At 45.4% G+C, this 16,607-nt stretch carries 17 protein-coding genes and 1 tRNA gene; all 18 read right to left on the bottom strand.

Annotated features, from left to right (window positions below):
- Nucleotides 1-23: 23 nt before the first annotated feature.
- The 18 genes from nuoL to rpsO all read right to left on the bottom strand — a co-directional run bounded on the left by nuoL (nucleotide 24) and on the right by rpsO (nucleotide 16,600).
- Nucleotides 24-2,081: an NADH-quinone oxidoreductase subunit L gene (nuoL, locus tag ICN28_RS08475; protein ID WP_216287847.1), complete on the bottom strand. Its 2,058-nt coding sequence runs from the start codon at nucleotides 2,079-2,081 to the stop codon at nucleotides 24-26.
- A gap of 13 nt (nucleotides 2,082-2,094) precedes the next feature.
- The gene (gene nuoK / locus ICN28_RS08470) at nucleotides 2,095-2,403 is read right to left on the bottom strand and encodes an NADH-quinone oxidoreductase subunit NuoK (RefSeq protein WP_216287838.1); all 309 of its coding nucleotides are present in this window, start codon (nucleotides 2,401-2,403) and stop codon (nucleotides 2,095-2,097) included.
- Between the two features lie 22 nt (nucleotides 2,404-2,425).
- On the bottom strand, nucleotides 2,426-3,049 hold the full coding sequence (locus tag ICN28_RS08465) for an NADH-quinone oxidoreductase subunit J (protein ID WP_216287834.1): 624 nt from the start codon (nucleotides 3,047-3,049) through the stop codon (nucleotides 2,426-2,428).
- On the bottom strand, nucleotides 3,046-3,537 hold the full coding sequence (gene nuoI, locus ICN28_RS08460; RefSeq protein WP_216288219.1) for an NADH-quinone oxidoreductase subunit NuoI: 492 nt from the start codon (nucleotides 3,535-3,537) through the stop codon (nucleotides 3,046-3,048). The genes ICN28_RS08465 and nuoI overlap by 4 nt, the downstream gene beginning before the upstream one ends.
- A gap of 15 nt (nucleotides 3,538-3,552) precedes the next feature.
- Nucleotides 3,553-4,629: an NADH-quinone oxidoreductase subunit NuoH gene (gene nuoH / locus ICN28_RS08455; RefSeq protein WP_216287829.1), complete on the bottom strand. Its 1,077-nt coding sequence runs from the start codon at nucleotides 4,627-4,629 to the stop codon at nucleotides 3,553-3,555.
- A complete protein-coding gene (gene nuoG, locus ICN28_RS08450) occupies nucleotides 4,626-6,944 on the bottom strand; it encodes an NADH-quinone oxidoreductase subunit NuoG (RefSeq protein ID WP_216287828.1) in 2,319 nt (772 codons plus the stop codon). Before nuoG ends, nuoH begins: the two co-directional genes overlap by 4 nt.
- Nucleotides 6,945-6,971: 27 nt before the next feature.
- Entirely contained in the window at nucleotides 6,972-8,267 is a 1,296-nt protein-coding gene (gene nuoF, locus ICN28_RS08445; protein WP_216287827.1) for an NADH-quinone oxidoreductase subunit NuoF, read from the bottom strand.
- Nucleotides 8,264-8,767 (bottom strand): NADH-quinone oxidoreductase subunit NuoE, encoded by a 504-nt coding sequence (nuoE, locus tag ICN28_RS08440; RefSeq protein ID WP_216287826.1) that lies wholly within the window; start codon nucleotides 8,765-8,767, stop codon nucleotides 8,264-8,266. Before nuoE ends, nuoF begins: the two co-directional genes overlap by 4 nt.
- A 15-nt stretch (nucleotides 8,768-8,782) precedes the next feature.
- Nucleotides 8,783-10,036 (bottom strand): NADH-quinone oxidoreductase subunit D, encoded by a 1,254-nt coding sequence (locus tag ICN28_RS08435; protein WP_216287825.1) that lies wholly within the window; start codon nucleotides 10,034-10,036, stop codon nucleotides 8,783-8,785.
- 3 nt (nucleotides 10,037-10,039) lie between these two features.
- Nucleotides 10,040-10,633 (bottom strand): NADH-quinone oxidoreductase subunit C, encoded by a 594-nt coding sequence (locus ICN28_RS08430; protein ID WP_216287823.1) that lies wholly within the window; start codon nucleotides 10,631-10,633, stop codon nucleotides 10,040-10,042.
- A gap of 1 nt (nucleotide 10,634) precedes the next feature.
- Nucleotides 10,635-11,117: an NADH-quinone oxidoreductase subunit B family protein gene (locus ICN28_RS08425; RefSeq protein ID WP_216287822.1), complete on the bottom strand. Its 483-nt coding sequence runs from the start codon at nucleotides 11,115-11,117 to the stop codon at nucleotides 10,635-10,637.
- Between the two features lie 9 nt (nucleotides 11,118-11,126).
- A complete protein-coding gene (locus ICN28_RS08420; RefSeq protein ID WP_216287820.1) occupies nucleotides 11,127-11,486 on the bottom strand; it encodes an NADH-quinone oxidoreductase subunit A in 360 nt (119 codons plus the stop codon).
- An 87-nt stretch (nucleotides 11,487-11,573) separates the two neighbouring features.
- Nucleotides 11,574-11,658, bottom strand: a tRNA-Leu gene (locus ICN28_RS08415).
- Nucleotides 11,659-11,729: 71 nt separating this feature from the next.
- Complete coding sequence (secG, locus tag ICN28_RS08410) at nucleotides 11,730-12,095, bottom strand: preprotein translocase subunit SecG (RefSeq protein WP_216287816.1); 366 nt, start codon at nucleotides 12,093-12,095, stop codon at nucleotides 11,730-11,732.
- A 20-nt stretch (nucleotides 12,096-12,115) separates the two neighbouring features.
- Nucleotides 12,116-12,886, bottom strand: a complete 771-nt coding sequence (gene tpiA / locus ICN28_RS08405) for a triose-phosphate isomerase (protein WP_216287807.1) — start codon at nucleotides 12,884-12,886, stop codon at nucleotides 12,116-12,118.
- Nucleotides 12,887-12,902: 16 nt separating this feature from the next.
- Nucleotides 12,903-13,922 carry an NAD(P)H-quinone oxidoreductase gene (locus ICN28_RS08400; RefSeq protein ID WP_216287805.1) on the bottom strand — a complete coding sequence of 340 codons (1,020 nt, stop codon included), beginning with the start codon at nucleotides 13,920-13,922 and terminating at the stop codon, nucleotides 12,903-12,905.
- A 13-nt stretch (nucleotides 13,923-13,935) separates the two neighbouring features.
- Nucleotides 13,936-16,110: a polyribonucleotide nucleotidyltransferase gene (pnp, locus tag ICN28_RS08395; RefSeq protein ID WP_216287803.1), complete on the bottom strand. Its 2,175-nt coding sequence runs from the start codon at nucleotides 16,108-16,110 to the stop codon at nucleotides 13,936-13,938.
- 220 nt (nucleotides 16,111-16,330) lie between these two features.
- The gene (gene rpsO / locus ICN28_RS08390) at nucleotides 16,331-16,600 is read right to left on the bottom strand and encodes a 30S ribosomal protein S15 (RefSeq protein ID WP_216287801.1); all 270 of its coding nucleotides are present in this window, start codon (nucleotides 16,598-16,600) and stop codon (nucleotides 16,331-16,333) included.
- Nucleotides 16,601-16,607 lie beyond the last annotated feature (7 nt).

The raw sequence follows: 16,607 nt of genomic DNA, 5'->3' as shown, positions 1-16,607 counted from the left end.
GTGGAGGAGCTCTATCTGTTGTCTTATTGAATGCTGCCCAAATGGGTGTACAAAATCCAGGCAATCAAACCGATTAAACCTAAGATCATTGCAAATGCGTAGTGATACAAGAAGCCTGATTGAACTTTACGAACACGACTAGAGAAGTACGCAATCATGTTGGCACTACCATTCACAATCAAACCATCGATTAATTTTTGGTCAGCACCCTTCCACAAGCCAGCACCCAGCAAACGAGCACCTTTTGCAAATACAGCTTGATTAAAGTCATCCAAGTAATACTTGTTATCCAATACCTTCTTCACAGGAGAAAGAACCCGTGCGAAGAAAGCAGGTATTTGAGGTAGCCATAAATAGAAAACTGCAGCAGTCACAATGCCACCGAGCGCCAAATAAAGTACTGGCGTATGCAATGCATGAAATGCCATAGCAACTGGACCATGGAATGCATCAGACAACTCTTTCATGGCCGGATGCTTAACGGCATCAACCAAAATAGAGTCGCCAAAAAACTCACCAAATACCATTGGGCCAATCGCTAAATAACCAATCACAACGGATGGGATGGCCAAAAGCACCAAAGGCAAGGTCACAACCCATGGAGACTCATGAGGTTTCTGACCTGGAGCCAAACCATGATGGTGATCATCATGATGGTCGTCATGGTGATCATCACTGTGATGAGCATCGTGTGCCTGACCAAAGCGCTCTTTACCGTGGAATACTAAGAAATACATACGGAATGAGTAGAAGGCTGTAATAAATACACCCGCCATGACCGCAAAGTAAGCAAATCCAGAACCGTAGATGTGACTTGCAGCTACCGCTTCAATAATGGAATCTTTCGAGTAGAAGCCAGAAAAGAATGGTGTGCCGATCAAGGCTAAAGAGCCAAGCAATGAGGTCAACCAAGTAATCGGCATGTACTTCCATAGACCACCCATGTTGCGCATGTCTTGATCGTGGTGCATACCCATGATCACGCTACCTGCTCCCAAGAACAAAAGAGCCTTGAAGAATGCATGAGTCATTAAATGGAATACAGCAATTGGGTAGGCTGAAACACCCAAGGCAACTGTCATATAGCCCAGCTGTGACAATGTGGAATAAGCCACGACGCGCTTAATATCGTTTTGCACAATGCCCAAGAAACCCATAAACAAAGCAGTGATCGAGCCAATGATTAAGACAAAAGACAAGGCCGTATCAGATAACTCAAACAACGGTGACATACGGCTCACCATGAAGATACCCGCTGTCACCATAGTGGCAGCGTGAATCAATGCAGAAATGGGGGTCGGGCCTTCCATCGAGTCAGGCAACCAAACGTGTAATGGGAACTGAGCTGATTTACCCATCGCTCCGATGAATAAGCAGATGCAAGCCACGGTTAAAAGATTCCAATCGGTACCAGGCAACACTTGCTGCAACATCATTTCTTTTTGAGCAAAGACGTCGTTGTAGCTCATGCTACCGCTATAAGCCAACAACAGGCCAATACCAAGGATGAAGCCAAAGTCACCTACACGATTCACCAAGAAAGCTTTCATATTGGCAAAAATCGCTGTAGGTCGCTTGTACCAAAAGCCAATCAATAAATAGGAGACCAATCCAACAGCTTCCCAACCAAAGAAAAGCTGCAAGAAGTTATTACTCATCACCAACATCAACATGGCAAATGTAAACAATGAGATATAGGAGAAGAAGCGAGCATACCCCTCGTCCTCAGACATATAGCCAATGGTGTAAATGTGCACCATCAAAGATACAAACGTCACCACCACCATCATCATGGCAGTTAAAGGGTCGACCAAGAAGCCAACTTCTAGGCTTAACTCACCTAATTGCATCCATGTGTAAATAGTTTCATTGAACCTAGCACCCGCCATCACATCATTCAAAACCATGAACGATAAGAGACAAGCAATTGCCACACCTAAAATAGTGACGGTATGCGATGCTGTTCGACCAATTAAGTTGCCAAAGAATTTAGTACCAAATAAACCAGCAATCGCAGAACCTAATAAGGGTGCTAATGGAATTGCTAGAAGTACTAGAGGATTTAAGGTTGGAGTTGTCATATGAGATTTCTGCTTAGCCCTTCAGCTGTCCAAGATCTTCAGCATGAATCGTGTCAAGCTTACGGAACATCGTTACTAAGATAGCTAAACCAATAGCAGCTTCAGCCGCTGCAACAGTCAAAATAAAGAATACAAAAACCTGCCCGCTCATATCACCTAAATAGTGTGAGAAAGCGATGAAATTCATGTTGACGGCCAAAAGCATCAACTCAATGGCCATTAACAAAACAATGATGTTTTTACGATTTAAGAAAATACCTACAACACCAATCGCAAACAGGATGGCACCGAGAACAAGGTAGTGGGCTAACGTGATAGTCATAGCTAAGTCCTTTTCCTTTTTCTTATTGCTGATCAGATGAAGAATTTGATGACATAGAAGTCACGATACGCACACGATCTTCTTTACGTGTTCGAATTTGCTCAGCAATATCTTGAGTCTTCTTATCTTTACGACGACGCAAAGTTAAGGCCACTGCAGCAATAATGCCCACCAACAAAATAACACCCGCAACTTCAAAGCTAAATAAATAAGTGGTGTAGAGCAAAATACCCAACGCCTTTGTGTTGTTGGCAGCCACTTCAGGACTGAATGCTGCAACAGGCTGAGCTGTCCCAATAAAGCCACGAATCAAAACAATAGCCATTTCAGCAACAATGATTGCCCCCACAAGGGAAGCCACTGGCAAGTACTTTTGAAAATCCTTACGCAAGTGATCCAAATCCAGATCCAACATCATCACCACAAATAGGAATAAAACCATGACGGCGCCGACATAAACCAAAACCAACATGATTGACAAGAACTCTGCTTCCAGCAACATCCAAATGGCGGCGGCTGTAAAGAAAGAGAGCACCAAAAATAAAGCCGCATGAACAGGATTGCGAGCCGTAATAACGCGCAAAGCAGCTATCACTAAGATTGCTGCAAAAATATAAAAAAGAAGGGTTTTAGGTTCAAGCATCATTTGTATTTAGCATCCGCTGATTTGTTGGCTGCAATCTCAGTCTCATAACGATCGCCAATTGCCAATAACATTTCTTTTGTGAAATACAAGTCACCACGTTTTTCACCGTGGTACTCATGAATGTGGGTTTCAACAATGGCATCCACGGGGCAAGCTTCCTCACAGAAACCACAGAAAATGCATTTTGTTAAATCAATGTCATAACGGGTTGTGCGACGTGAACCATCATCCCGTTGATCGGATTCAATCGTGATTGCCATTGCCGGGCAAACAGCCTCACATAGTTTGCAAGCAATGCAACGCTCTTCGCCATTTTCATAACGGCGCAAGGCATGCACACCACGAAAACGAGGTGACATTGGCGTCTTCTCTTCTGGGTATTGAATGGTATTTTTTGTTTTAAATAAATACTTACCAGTAACAGCTAAACCCTGAAAAAGTTCCTTCAATAGAAGGCTAGATAAAAACTCACGGATACGTTGAAACATCATCTATTCTCCGCCTTATTTCCAAATTGACCAGGGCGACAATACCCAAGCACCCAACAATAAAATCCAGAAGATAGAGATGGGCATGAATACCTTCCAACCTAAACGCATCAATTGGTCATAGCGATAACGTGGGAAAGAAGCTCTTAACCAGATAAAGCAAGACAAAAAGAAGAAGGTCTTACCTGCTAACCAGAAAAATCCAGGGATATCTCTTAAGATTGGAGCATCCACAATTGGTGACCAGCCCCCAAAGAACAAGATCGACGTCAAAGCAGCAATCAAAATCATGTTGGCATACTCAGCCAAGAAGAACATAGCAAAAGCCATACCTGAGTATTCAATCATGTGACCCGCAACAATCTCAGACTCGCCCTCAACCACATCAAATGGATGACGGTTCAATTCAGCAACACCTGAAATAAAGTAGATCAGGAACATTGGCAATAAAGGTAACCAGTTCCATGACAAGAAGTTCAAGCCAATACTCGCAAAGTATCCGCTTTGCTGAGACTTCACAATATCCGACAAGTTAAGCGTGCCCGAAACCACTAATACTGCAGCAAGGCCAAAACCCATGGCAATCTCATAAGAGACCATCTGAGCTGAGGCGCGCATCGCACCTAAGAATGCATATTTAGAGTTAGAGGCCCAACCTGCCAAGATAATGCCATACACCCCGATGGATGTAATAGCCATCACATAAAGAAGACCCGCATTAACATTGGCCAACACCATGTCTGCTTGAAAAGGAATCACTGCCCAAGCAGCAAATGCTGGAGCAATCACCATCACGGGCGCCACAATGTAAAGCACCTTGTTGGCTTTACTTGGCATGATGACTTCTTTAAGTAATAACTTAAGAGCATCGGCAATTGGCTGTAACAAACCTAAAGGTCCTACACGGTTAGGTCCCAAACGAATATGCATCCAACCAATTAGCTTACGCTCCCACAATGTTAAATAAGCCACGCAGCCAAACATGGGGAGAACAATGATGATTATCTTTAATAAGATCCAAACGATTGGCCATAGCATCTCGCCAAATAGAGCAAGGCCTTGCGTATTAATTGCTTGAATTAAATCGCTCATACGCGCTCCACTGACAATTGACCATTCATTGAACCCAAGGCAGCACTTGCAGCAGTGCCAGCCGATAAGCGAACCACGCCATCCATGAGGTGCTTGTCTTCAGTTGCTGGCATAACAACACTAGCTCCCAATTGGGATACCTTAACTGCATCCCCTTCTTTTAAACCTAACTGAACAAATAGATTGCTAGGTAAACCTAGTTTGACTGCTCGCTTAGCATCTTGCGTTAACTGCAATGCTGGCGCGCGGCGCACAATCGGGTCCGTAGAGTGAATCGTCACATCCGTCAAACGTTCAATCGCTGGTGTGAACACACTTGTCACCGCTGGAACAATAGTTGTTTGATTACTTAATTGAGTTTCAAAGTTAGTTGGCAAAGCTTCAGCCAATACCTCATCGGAACTATTGAAGTAGTAGTTTTCTAAACCAAGCACTTGGCCTAACACTCTTAATACTTTCCATGCAGGACGGGCTTCACCAAGTGGGCGAACAGCCGCTTGAACGGTTTGCAAAGTACCTTCAGCATTGATATAACTGCCGGACGTTTCTGTGTAAGGCGTTACTGGCAACAATACGTCAGCCACTTCTCTTAACTCAGCACTATCAAATGCAGTCATAGCAATGACAGTACCGGCTTTAGCCAATGCCGCCTTTGCTAACTGAGGGTCAATGAGATCAGCACCAGGCTCTACACCGAGCATCACCACTGCTTTTAGATCCTTACCAAGAATGCCTTGAACTCCAGAAGTGGAAACTGCCTTCACGAGGTGAGCACCCACTGAGTTACCACCTTCTGGTAAGAATCCCAATACAGCTTGGGTTTGCTCGGCAATGAATTGTGCGTAAGCATGCAATTGCGCAAACTGAGGATGTGCCATAGCAGCAGAACCAAGGAATATAGCTTTACGCTCGCCCGTTAAAAGGCTATCAGCAATGGCTTGTGCATGAGCGCTAACTGTTGCATTACTTGGCGCACCAATACCCTTAGCTTGAGCAACTGCAGATGCCACGCCCGCTAATTCAGCAGGCCAATTCGAAGGCGTTGCCAAAGCAGTTGCTGCGATAGGCATTAACCAATCTTCTGAGCTAGCACCCAAGCGAGTCACTTTAAGGCCACGCTTTGAAGCCGCACGAATACGTGCCGCTAACAACGGTTGATCTTTACGTAAGAAGCTACCGATGAAGAAAGCTCTCTGCAATTGAGAAACATCCGCCACCTTCATACCCAACCAAGGGGCTTTGGATGCTGCTTCAGCAAACCCACTCACATCCTGTTGGCGTAAACGAGTTTCTATGTTGTTAGAGCCCAGATCACGTACAACTTTTTGTAAAAGATATAACTCTTCAACACTCGCCATAGGATGAGCCAGTGCGGCAATCGCATCGGAACCATGGTCGGCTTTGATAGAGTTCAAAGAGCGAGCAACATAATCTAAAGCTGTTTCCCAGTCCGTTTGAATCCATACGTTATCCTGCTTCACCATCGGCGATTTCAAACGATCAGCACCATTCAAACCTTCGTAAGCAAAACGGTCTTTATCACTGATCCAGCATTCATTAAGTGCTTCGTTCTCTAATGGAACTGTGCGTAAAACTTGATTGGCTTTCGTTTGAAGAACAATGTTGCTACCCATAGAGTCATGCGGACTAACCGAACGACGACGACCCAATTCCCAAGTGCGGGCTGAGTAACGGAAAGGTTTGCTTGTTAATGCGCCAACCGGACACAAATCAATCATGTTGCCCGATAACTCAGAGTCAACTGATTGACCAACAAACGAGGTAATCTCTGAATGCTCGCCGCGGTTAAGCATGCCCAACTCCATCACGCCACCGATCTCTTGACCGAATCGAACGCAACGTGTGCAGTGAATGCAGCGACTCATCTCTTCCATCGAAATTAATGGGCCCACATTCTTATGGAACACCACACGCTTCTCTTCTGAGTAACGTGAGGTTGTTTTACCGTAACCAACTGCTAAATCTTGTAACTGGCATTCACCACCCTGGTCGCAAATAGGGCAATCCAATGGGTGATTGATCAACAAAAACTCCATCACCGACTTTTGCGCTTGGATGGCTTTCTCAGAATGCGTGTGAATCTTCATGCCAGGTGTCACAGGCGTTGCGCAAGCAGGCAAAGGCTTAGGAGCCTTTTCTACTTCCACCAAACACATACGGCAGTTAGCCGCGATCGATAATTTCTTGTGATAGCAAAAATGAGGAATGTGCGTACCAACTTTCTTGGCCGCATCCATCACCATAGAGCCTTGCTCGACTTCTACCGATTTACCATCAATTTCGATTTCAACCATCTTTTTTCCCGTAACTCTCTGAGACGCTTAAACGTAAGCCGGCACAATGCAACGCTTGTGCTCAACGTGATACGCAAACTCATCCATGTAATGCTTCAACATGCCACGCACCGGCATTGCCGCAGCATCGCCTAATGCACAAATAGTTCTTCCTTGAATATTGGCTGCCACATCGTTCAAAAGATCTAAATCTTCTGGGCGACCCTGGCCATGCTCAATACGATTTACTATGCGCCATAACCAACCTGTACCTTCGCGGCAAGGTGTGCATTGACCACATGATTCTTCGTGATAGAAATAAGATAAACGCAACAAGGATTTCACCATGCAACGCGTTTCATCCATCACGATCACAGCACCAGAACCCAACATTGATCCCGCTTTAGCGATGCTGTCGTAATCCATGTCGGTTTCCATCATCATGGCACCCGGAATCACTGGCGCAGATGATCCACCCGGAATCACAGCTTTAATTTTTTTGCCGCCTCGCATGCCGCCCGCAAGATCTAAGAGCGTAGCAAAGGATGTGCCCAATGGAATCTCATAATTACCAGGACGCTCTACGTCACCTGAAATTGAGAATATTTTGGTGCCACCGTTATTCGGTTTACCCAACTTAGCGTAGGTCTCACCACCCACAGCAAAAATGAACGGTACAGCAGCAAAGGTCTCGGTATTGTTAATCGTCGTTGGCTTACCGTACAAACCAAAACTGGCTGGGAAAGGCGGTTTGAAACGCGGTTGGCCCTTTTTACCCTCTAAAGATTCAAGCAAGGCAGTTTCTTCACCACAGATATAAGCACCCCAACCATGATGCGCATGCAACTGGAATGAAAACTCTGAACCACAAATCTTGTTACCCAAGAAACCTGCCGCACGTGCTTCTTCAAGAGCTTCTTCAAAGCGCGCATAACCTTCCCAGATTTCTCCGTGAATATAGTTGTAACCCACATCAATACCCATGGCATAAGCAGCAATCGCCATGCCTTCAATTAACGCGTGCGGGTTGTATCGAATGATGTCACGATCTTTGAAAGTACCAGGCTCACCTTCGTCTGTATTACAAACCAAGTATTTGCTACCAGGGAACTGGCGTGGCATAAAACTCCACTTCAAACCTGTTGGGAAACCAGCACCGCCACGACCACGTAAACCTGATGCCTTTACTTCAGCAATCACAGCTTCAGGCGTCGTGCCTTCACTCAAAATCTTACGCAATTGAGCATAACCACCACGGGCAACATAATCTTTTAAGCGCCAGTTATCGCCACTTAAACCAGCCAAAATTAATGGCTGAATATGTCGGTTGTGCAAACTTGTCATACTGCACTCCCTTGCTCTTTAGCTTTTGCTTTTAATTCTTCAATCAAAGCATCTAATTTGTCATTACTCATAAAACTGCACATCGTTTTATTGTTCACGATAGCCACTGGCGCATCACCGCAAGCTCCCATACATTCACCCTCTTTGAGAGTGAATGTGCCACACGGCGTTGTCTCGTTGTAGCCAATGCCTAACTTTTTCTTGAGATACTCACCGGCACGTGTACCACCCGACAACTCACAAGGTAAGTTAGTGCAAACAGCCAGCTTGAACTTACCCACCGGTTTGGTGTCATACATGTTGTAGAAAGTAGCGACCTCTTGCACAGCAATTGGTGGCATTTCTAAAATATCAGCAATCTCTTGAATCGACTCAGGCGTCACCCAACCATATTGGTCTTGAGCTACAACCAAAGCAGCCATCACAGCAGATTGCTTTTGATCAGCAGGGTACTTAGCAATATTGCGATCAATTTCAGCACGGGCTTGTACAGAGAACATGTCGCTCTTATCCTTTTAGCGGTCAATCTCGCCGAACACAATGTCCTGCGTACCAATAATCGTTACAGCATCAGCCAACATATGACCTTTTGCCATTTCATCCAAAGCAGCTAAATGTGCAAATCCTGGGGCACGAATCTTCAAACGATACGGCTTGTTTGCACCATCAGAAATTGCATAAATACCGAACTCACCTTTTGGATGTTCTACAGCTGCATAAGCCTCACCTGTTGGCACGTGAATACCTTCGGTAAATAACTTAAAGTGGTGAATCAACTCTTCCATGTTGGATTTCATATCCACACGTTTTGGACTAGTGACTTTATGGTTGTCACTCATCACAGGACCTGGGTTAGCACGCAACCACGCCACACACTGCTGAATAATTTTGTTGGATTGGCGCATCTCTTCAACACGAACTAAATAACGGTCGTAAGAGTCACCATTCACCCCAACCGGAATATCAAACTTGAGTTGATCGTAGACTTCATAAGGTTGCTTCTTACGCAAATCCCATTCGATACCAGAGCCACGCAACATCGGACCAGTAAAGCCTAATTGCAATGCTCGCTCTGGCGTTACCACACCAATGCCAACCAAACGCTGCTTCCAGATACGATTATCAGTGAGCAGTGTCTCGTACTCATCCACGTAACCAGGAAAACGATTGGTAAAGTCTTCAATAAAATCCAATAACGAACCTTGGCGGTTCTCATTGAGTTTCTTGACGGCTTTTTCGCCACGAATCTTGTTAGCCAAATACTGAGGCATCACGTCCGGTAGATCACGATAAACACCACCTGGACGGTAATATGCAGCATGCATGCGAGCGCCGGAAACAGCTTCATACATATCAAACAGTTCTTCGCGTTCACGGAATGCGTAGAGGAATACTCCCATCGCTCCCACGTCTAAACCATGGCAACCAATCCACAATAAGTGATTGAGCAAGCGAGTAATCTCATCAAACATGACGCGGATGTATTGCGCACGCACCGGTACATCCACTTGCAATAGCTTTTCAATCGCCATCACATACGCATGCTCATTGGCCATCATGGATACGTAATCCAAACGATCCATGTAAGGCACGTTTTGAATCCATGTCCGTGTCTCTGCTAATTTCTCAGTGGCACGGTGAAGTAAACCAATGTGCGGATCGGAACGTTGAATAACCTCGCCGTCTAACTCTAAAACAAGACGCAAAACACCGTGAGCTGCTGGATGCTGCGGGCCAAAGTTAAGTGTGTAATTTTTGATTTCTGCCATGACTTATGCCCCGTAGCTTTCTTCACGAATCACTCTTGGAGTAACTTCGCGAGTCTCAATGGTAACGGGCTGATAGATGACGCGTTTTTGCTCTGGGTCGTAACGCATTTCAACGTTGCCAGAAACTGGGAAATCTTTTCGGAATGGGTGACCAATAAAACCATAATCGGTCAGAATGCGGCGTAGGTCATCATGACCATCAAACAAGATACCAAACAGGTCAAACGCTTCACGCTCAAACCAATTAGCAGAGTTCCAGATGGGTGTCACAGAAGCAACCAATGGGTATCCATCTTCTGGTGCAAATACTCTCAAACGCAAACGCCAGTTATGTTGCACAGACAGCAAGTGGCTGACAACGGCAAAACGTGGACCTTCCCACGTGGCATTGTCGTAATCGCTGTAGTCAACACCACATAAATCGATGAGTTGCTCGAAGCCCAAGCTTGGCTCATCTCGCAATGTTTTAGCAACTTCTAAATAATCTTCAGAACGAACCACCAAGGTCAATTCTCCAAGCGCCTCATGGATACGGGCTACTTTTTTACCAAGCACTTTCTCCAAACGACCTTGAAGCACTGTTAGCAAATCTGTCATATCAAGCCTTTCTCGCAATCGTGCTGGTACGCTTGATTTTGGCTTGTAACTGAATAATGCCGTACATCAAAGCCTCAGCCGTTGGAGGACATCCTGGCACATAAACATCTACAGGAACAATGCGATCACAACCGCGAACTACAGAATAAGAATAGTGATAGTAACCACCGCCGTTAGCGCAAGAGCCCATTGAGATAACCCAACGAGGCTCAGGCATTTGGTCATACACTTTGCGAAGAGCAGGAGCCATCTTGTTACATAAGGTTCCCGCAACAATCATCAGATCGGATTGGCGAGGAGACGGTCTAAACACAACGCCAAAACGGTCTAAGTCATAACGTGAGGCGCCCGCATGCATCATTTCCACAGCGCAACATGCCAAACCAAAAGTCATTGGCCAAAGTGAGCCGGTTCTCGTCCAGTTAATCAGCTTATCGGCTGATGTAGTGATAAAACCTTCTTTTAAAATACCTTCAAGAGCCATGTCTAGTCCTTAATCCCAGTTAAGGGCGCCTTTCTTCCAGATGTAGGCAAAACCAATAACAAACTCCAACAAGAAGATCGCCATTGAAATGTAACCAGGCCATCCAATATCCGTTAAGGCAACACCCCATGGAAAAAGGAAAGCAGTTTCTAAGTCAAAAAGGATGAAAAGTATCGCCACCAAGTAGTAGCGAACGTCGAATTTCATGCGAGCATCTTCAAATGCGTCGAAACCGCACTCATAAGGAGAGACTTTTTCAGCGTCAGGCTTATTGGGGCCGAGAATTTTTCCCAAACCCATGGGTGCTAAACCCACGCCAATACCAACGAGAATAAATAGCAATACCGGTAGATAAGCTTCTAAGTTCAAGAGCGTTCCAATTCTTAACTAAAACAACACTTTATATTTTCGTTAAACTGTCTTTCGCCTATCTGACAAGCGAAAAACAAACCATTTTGGTGCCGTCGGCGAGACTCGAACTCGCACAGCTTACGCCACTACCACCTCAAGATAGCGTGTCTACCAATTCCACCACGACGGCCTACGGTAAAACCCTAATATTCTAGCCCAATGAGGCTTCTTTTTTAAGGTTTTTTTAAGCTTAAGAGTGACTTATTTTGGAATATTTTGACCAGGAACTGCCGCAGGCGGTACAGGACTAGGTGCTGTTTTTGCGGCCTCTGACTCCGCAACAGGTGCTGGAGCGCTTGTAGCTGATAAAACACCCGTATTTTCAGACTTGGTGGAGCTTAAAAGCGTAATTCCAAGAGTGGCAATGAAGAAAATTGTTGCAAAAATGGCTGTTAAGCGTGAAAGGAAGTTGGCTGAGCCTGATGCACCAAATAAACCACCTGATGAACCGCCGCCAAAAGCAGCACCCATATCAGCACCCTTACCCTGCTGAACCAATACCAAAATGATTACACCCACTGCTGTGATAATTTGCACAACAACCAATAATGTCTTAAGCCATTCCATCTGATTCTCCAAAAACTAAATTAAATACCTGCTTGGCACAAAGCCAGAAACTCATGTGCATCCAGAGATGCACCACCCACTAAACCACCATCTATATCTGGCATCGCCAATAATTCTTTAGCATTATCAGCCTTTAGGCTACCGCCGTACAAAATTGCTACTTTTGCGGCGGCTTCTGCATCAAAAGTAGCCAATTGCAACCTTAATTCTCGATGAACCTCTTGAGCGCCAGCAGGAGTAGGTACTTTGCCGGTACCTATAGCCCATACGGGCTCATAAGCAATGATGCAGGAGGCGATCTGCCCTTGAAGCAGATCAATAACCGCTTGAAGCTGCCTTCTGACAACCACTAAGGTTTTACCTTCTTCATACTCTTTTTCAGTTTCACCAACGCAGATAATCGGTGTCATGTGAGCCTGCAAAGCAGCTTTGGCTTTTCTGGCCACCAAGGTATCATTTTCCTGATGGTATTGACGTCTTTCCGAATGCCCCACAATCACATAAGCACACCCTAACTCTTGTAACATGGTGGCACTTACATCGCCTGTAAAAGCACCGTTCGGATGATCAGAAACATCCTGGGCACCTAATGCCACTTTTGTATTTTTAAGCAAATGATGCGCTTGCGGCAAATAAGGGTAAGGCACGCACAATCCAACACGGATAGGCAAATCATGGCAACGCGACTCTAATGTCTGCGTGCCTTGTGTCAGCAAAGTCTCAAGCATTTGCTGATTGGCAGCCAAGCTGCCATTCATTTTCCAATTACCAATGATAGTGAGTGGTCTCATTGATTTCTCTAATTCTTTAGATTTCATCGATTGTTAATACTATTTTGCCAATATGCTGACTTGACTCCATTAGCGCATGAGCTTGCCCTGCAGCTTCCAAAGGAAAAATCTCATGTATCACTGGCTTAATTTTTCCTGACTCGATCAAGGGCCATACATACGCTCTTAAGGCTCTAGCAATTGCCCCTTTAAATTCCACTGGTCTTGCTCTAAGAGTCGATCCTGTGATCGTTAAACGACGGCGCAACACTTGCCCCACGTCAATCTCAGAGGATTTACCCCCTTGGTGAGCAATGATAACAATACGACCATCATCCGCTAAACAATTAATTCCACGATTGAGATAAGACCCCGCCACCATATCCAAGATGACGTTAGCGCCAACTCCTTCTGTATGAGACTTCACCGCCTCCACAAAATCCTGCTCTTTGTAGTTAATGGCTAAGACAGCGCCCAAGTCCAAACAGGCTTTTGCTTTAACAGCATCTCCCACAGTCACAATGACGTCATGACCCAGCGCTGTTGCGATCTGAATCGCCGCCACACCAATGCCACTACTGCCACCATGCACCAATAAAGTCTCAGGTCCACGCCCATCCAAACCCAAGCGAGCGCGATCAAAAACATTACTCCAAACCGTAAAGAATGTTTCAGGCAAGCTGGCCGCCTCAACATCCGACAAACCTCTAGGTACAGGTAAGCATTGCGCTAAAGGCGCAATGCAGTACTCCGCATAAGCACCACCTGCGACCAATGCGCAGACACGATGCCCAACACCTAAACTAAAAAAATTATCAGAATGAGATAAATCACCACCAACAATCTCACCAGCGATTTCCAAGCCAGGTAAATCAGATGCGCCTGGCGGCACTGGATAAAAACCTTGACGTTGCAAAACATCAGGGCGATTGATGCCGGCGGCTCGAACTCGGATTAACACTTCACCAGAACCAACAGCGGGCTCAACCAAACTTGGTCGAGTCACCGCCTTCAGAACATCCGAGCTGCCATATTGGCTAATCTCAACAGCACGCATGCCGTTTATTAAATTACTGCTGTTGATCTTGTTGAACTTCAGCAGGAGCAGCGTCAGCTTCTGGAGCAGCACCATTCAAGGGAGCAATGCTAGTTCCTTCATCAGCACAAGCTGCTTTTAGAGATAAACGTAAACGTCCACGCTCATCCGCCGCCAACAATTTAACGCGTACAACTTGACCTTCTTGTAAGTAGTCTTTGACATCCTTAACGCGCTCGTTAGCGATTTCAGAAATGTGCAACAAACCATCTTTACCAGGAAGAATGTTGATCAATGCGCCAAACTCAAGCAACTTCACAACTGGACCTTCGTAGATCTTACCCACTTCAGCTTCAGCAGTGATGCCCTCAATACGACGCTTCGCTTCTTCCATGCCTTCAGCACTTGTTGAAGCAATCGTGACTGTACCGTCATCCGTAATATCGATGCTTGTACCAGTTTCTTTTGTCAAAGCCTGGATCGTTGCACCGCCCTTACCAATCACTTCACGAATCTTGTCTGGATGAATCTTGATCGTCACCATACGAGGAGCATGAGCAGACAATTCTGTACGAACGCCACCCATAGACTCTTGCATTTTGCTCAAGATATGCAAACGGCCTTCTTTAGCTTGTGCTAAAGCCACCTGCATGATTTCTTTTGTAATACCTTGTACTTTGATATCCATCTGCAAAGCAGTAATACCGTTTGAAGTACCCGCTACTTTAAAGTCCATGTCACCCAAGTGATCTTCATCACCCAAGATGTCAGTCAAAACAGCAAAACGGTTACCGTCCAAAATCAAGCCCATTGCAACACCAGCAACGTGTGCCTTCACTGGAACACCTGCATCCATCATGGCTAAACAACCACCACATACAGATGCCATGGATGAAGAACCATTGGATTCTGTGATCTCAGAAACAACACGCAAGCTGTATGCAAATTCTTCTGCAGACGGCAATACTGGAATCAATGCACGCTTAGCTAAACGGCCGTGACCAATTTCACGACGCTTTGGGCTACCTACACGGCCTGTTTCACCAGTAGCAAACGGAGGCATGTTGTAGTGGAACATGAAACGATCACGTTGCTCACCTTCTAAAGCATCAATAATTTGCTCATCACGTGCAGTACCTAACGTAGCAACGACTAAACCTTGTGTCTCACCACGTGTGAACAATGCAGAACCGTGCGTACGTGGCAATACACCTGTACGAATTTCGATTGGGCGAACAGTACGTGTATCACGACCGTCGATACGTGGCTCACCATTCAACACTTGACCACGAACGATCTTCGCTTCAATTTCAAACATGATGTTGTTAACTTCAACTTCATCAAATTCACCTTCAGCAGCAAGCTTAGCCATTACATCTTTTGTTACTTCTTTCAACTTAGATGAACGAGCTTGTTTTTGACGAATTTGATACGCTTCGCGTAAACCAGCTTCAGCCAATGCAGTTACTTTAGCAATCATTGGCTCATTCTTAGGAGCAGCTTGCCAATCCCACTCAGGTTTACCACCTTCGCGCACAAGATCATTAATCGCATTGATCGCTGTTTGCATTTGCTCGTGACCGTAAACAACCGCACCCAACATGATCTCTTCAGATAACTGGTAAGCCTCTGACTCCACCATCAACACAGCTGCTTGCGTACCCGCCACGATCAAATCCAATTCGCTGGTTGCTTGCTCTGTACGAGTTGGGTTTAATAAATACTGACCATCTTTGTAACCCACACGGGCTGCGCCAACTGGGCCAGCAAAAGGAATACCAGAAACAGCTAAAGCTGCAGAAGCGCCAATCAATGCAGGAATATCTGCAGGCACATCAGGGTTGATCGACACAACGTGAATCACCACCTGAACTTCATTTAAGAAGCCTTCTGGGAACAATGGACGCAATGGACGATCGATCAAGCGAGAAATCAATGTTTCGCTTTCTGATGGACGACCTTCACGACGGAAAAAACCGCCAGGGATCTTACCTGCTGCGTATGTTTTCTCTAAATAATCAACTGTTAGAGGGAAGAAGTTTTGGCCAGGCTTTGCATTTTTTGCACCAACCACTGTTGCCAAAATAACTGTGTCATCCACATCTACTAATACTGCACCACCTGCTTGACGGGCAATTTCACCTGTTTCCATACGAACAGTATGTGAACCCCATTGAAAACTCTTTACTACTTTATTAAACATCGTCATTTATGTATATCTCCAATCAACATTTGCCATAGAAATGCAGCGCTATGGCAGCACTGGAGCGTGGGGGATGACCGAGAAAGGATGCCATTCCAAAGAAAGGCTGAAGATACGAGACTTTACAAGCTGTCTTTGGAATGACACGGGTCCTAACTACGAGCAGCCACCGACCGCTCAAAACGATAATGCCTGCCAAAGTTAACTTAGGCAGGCATTGTCGGTATTACTTACGTAGACCGAGCTTATCAATCAAAGCGCGGTAACGATCTAAATCTTTACCTTTCAAATAGTCGAGTAAACGACGGCGACGGCTAACCATCTTCAACAAGCCACGACGGCTGTGATGATCTTTAGCGTTTGCTTTGAAGTGAGTTGTTAAGTCATTGATACGTGCGGTCAATAAAGCTACTTGAACTTCAGGACTGCCTGTATCGTTTGCTGCGCGGGCATTCGCTTTAACGATTTCCGCTACTTTAGCTGTAACAATAGCCATGTTTATT

It is taken from the genome of Polynucleobacter sp. 30F-ANTBAC, from assembly GCF_018882385.1.
In the GTDB taxonomy this organism is placed as follows: domain Bacteria; phylum Pseudomonadota; class Gammaproteobacteria; order Burkholderiales; family Burkholderiaceae; genus Polynucleobacter.
Note: the sequence above shows the minus strand (reverse complement) of the source record. Positions and strands in the feature narration are given on the sequence as shown.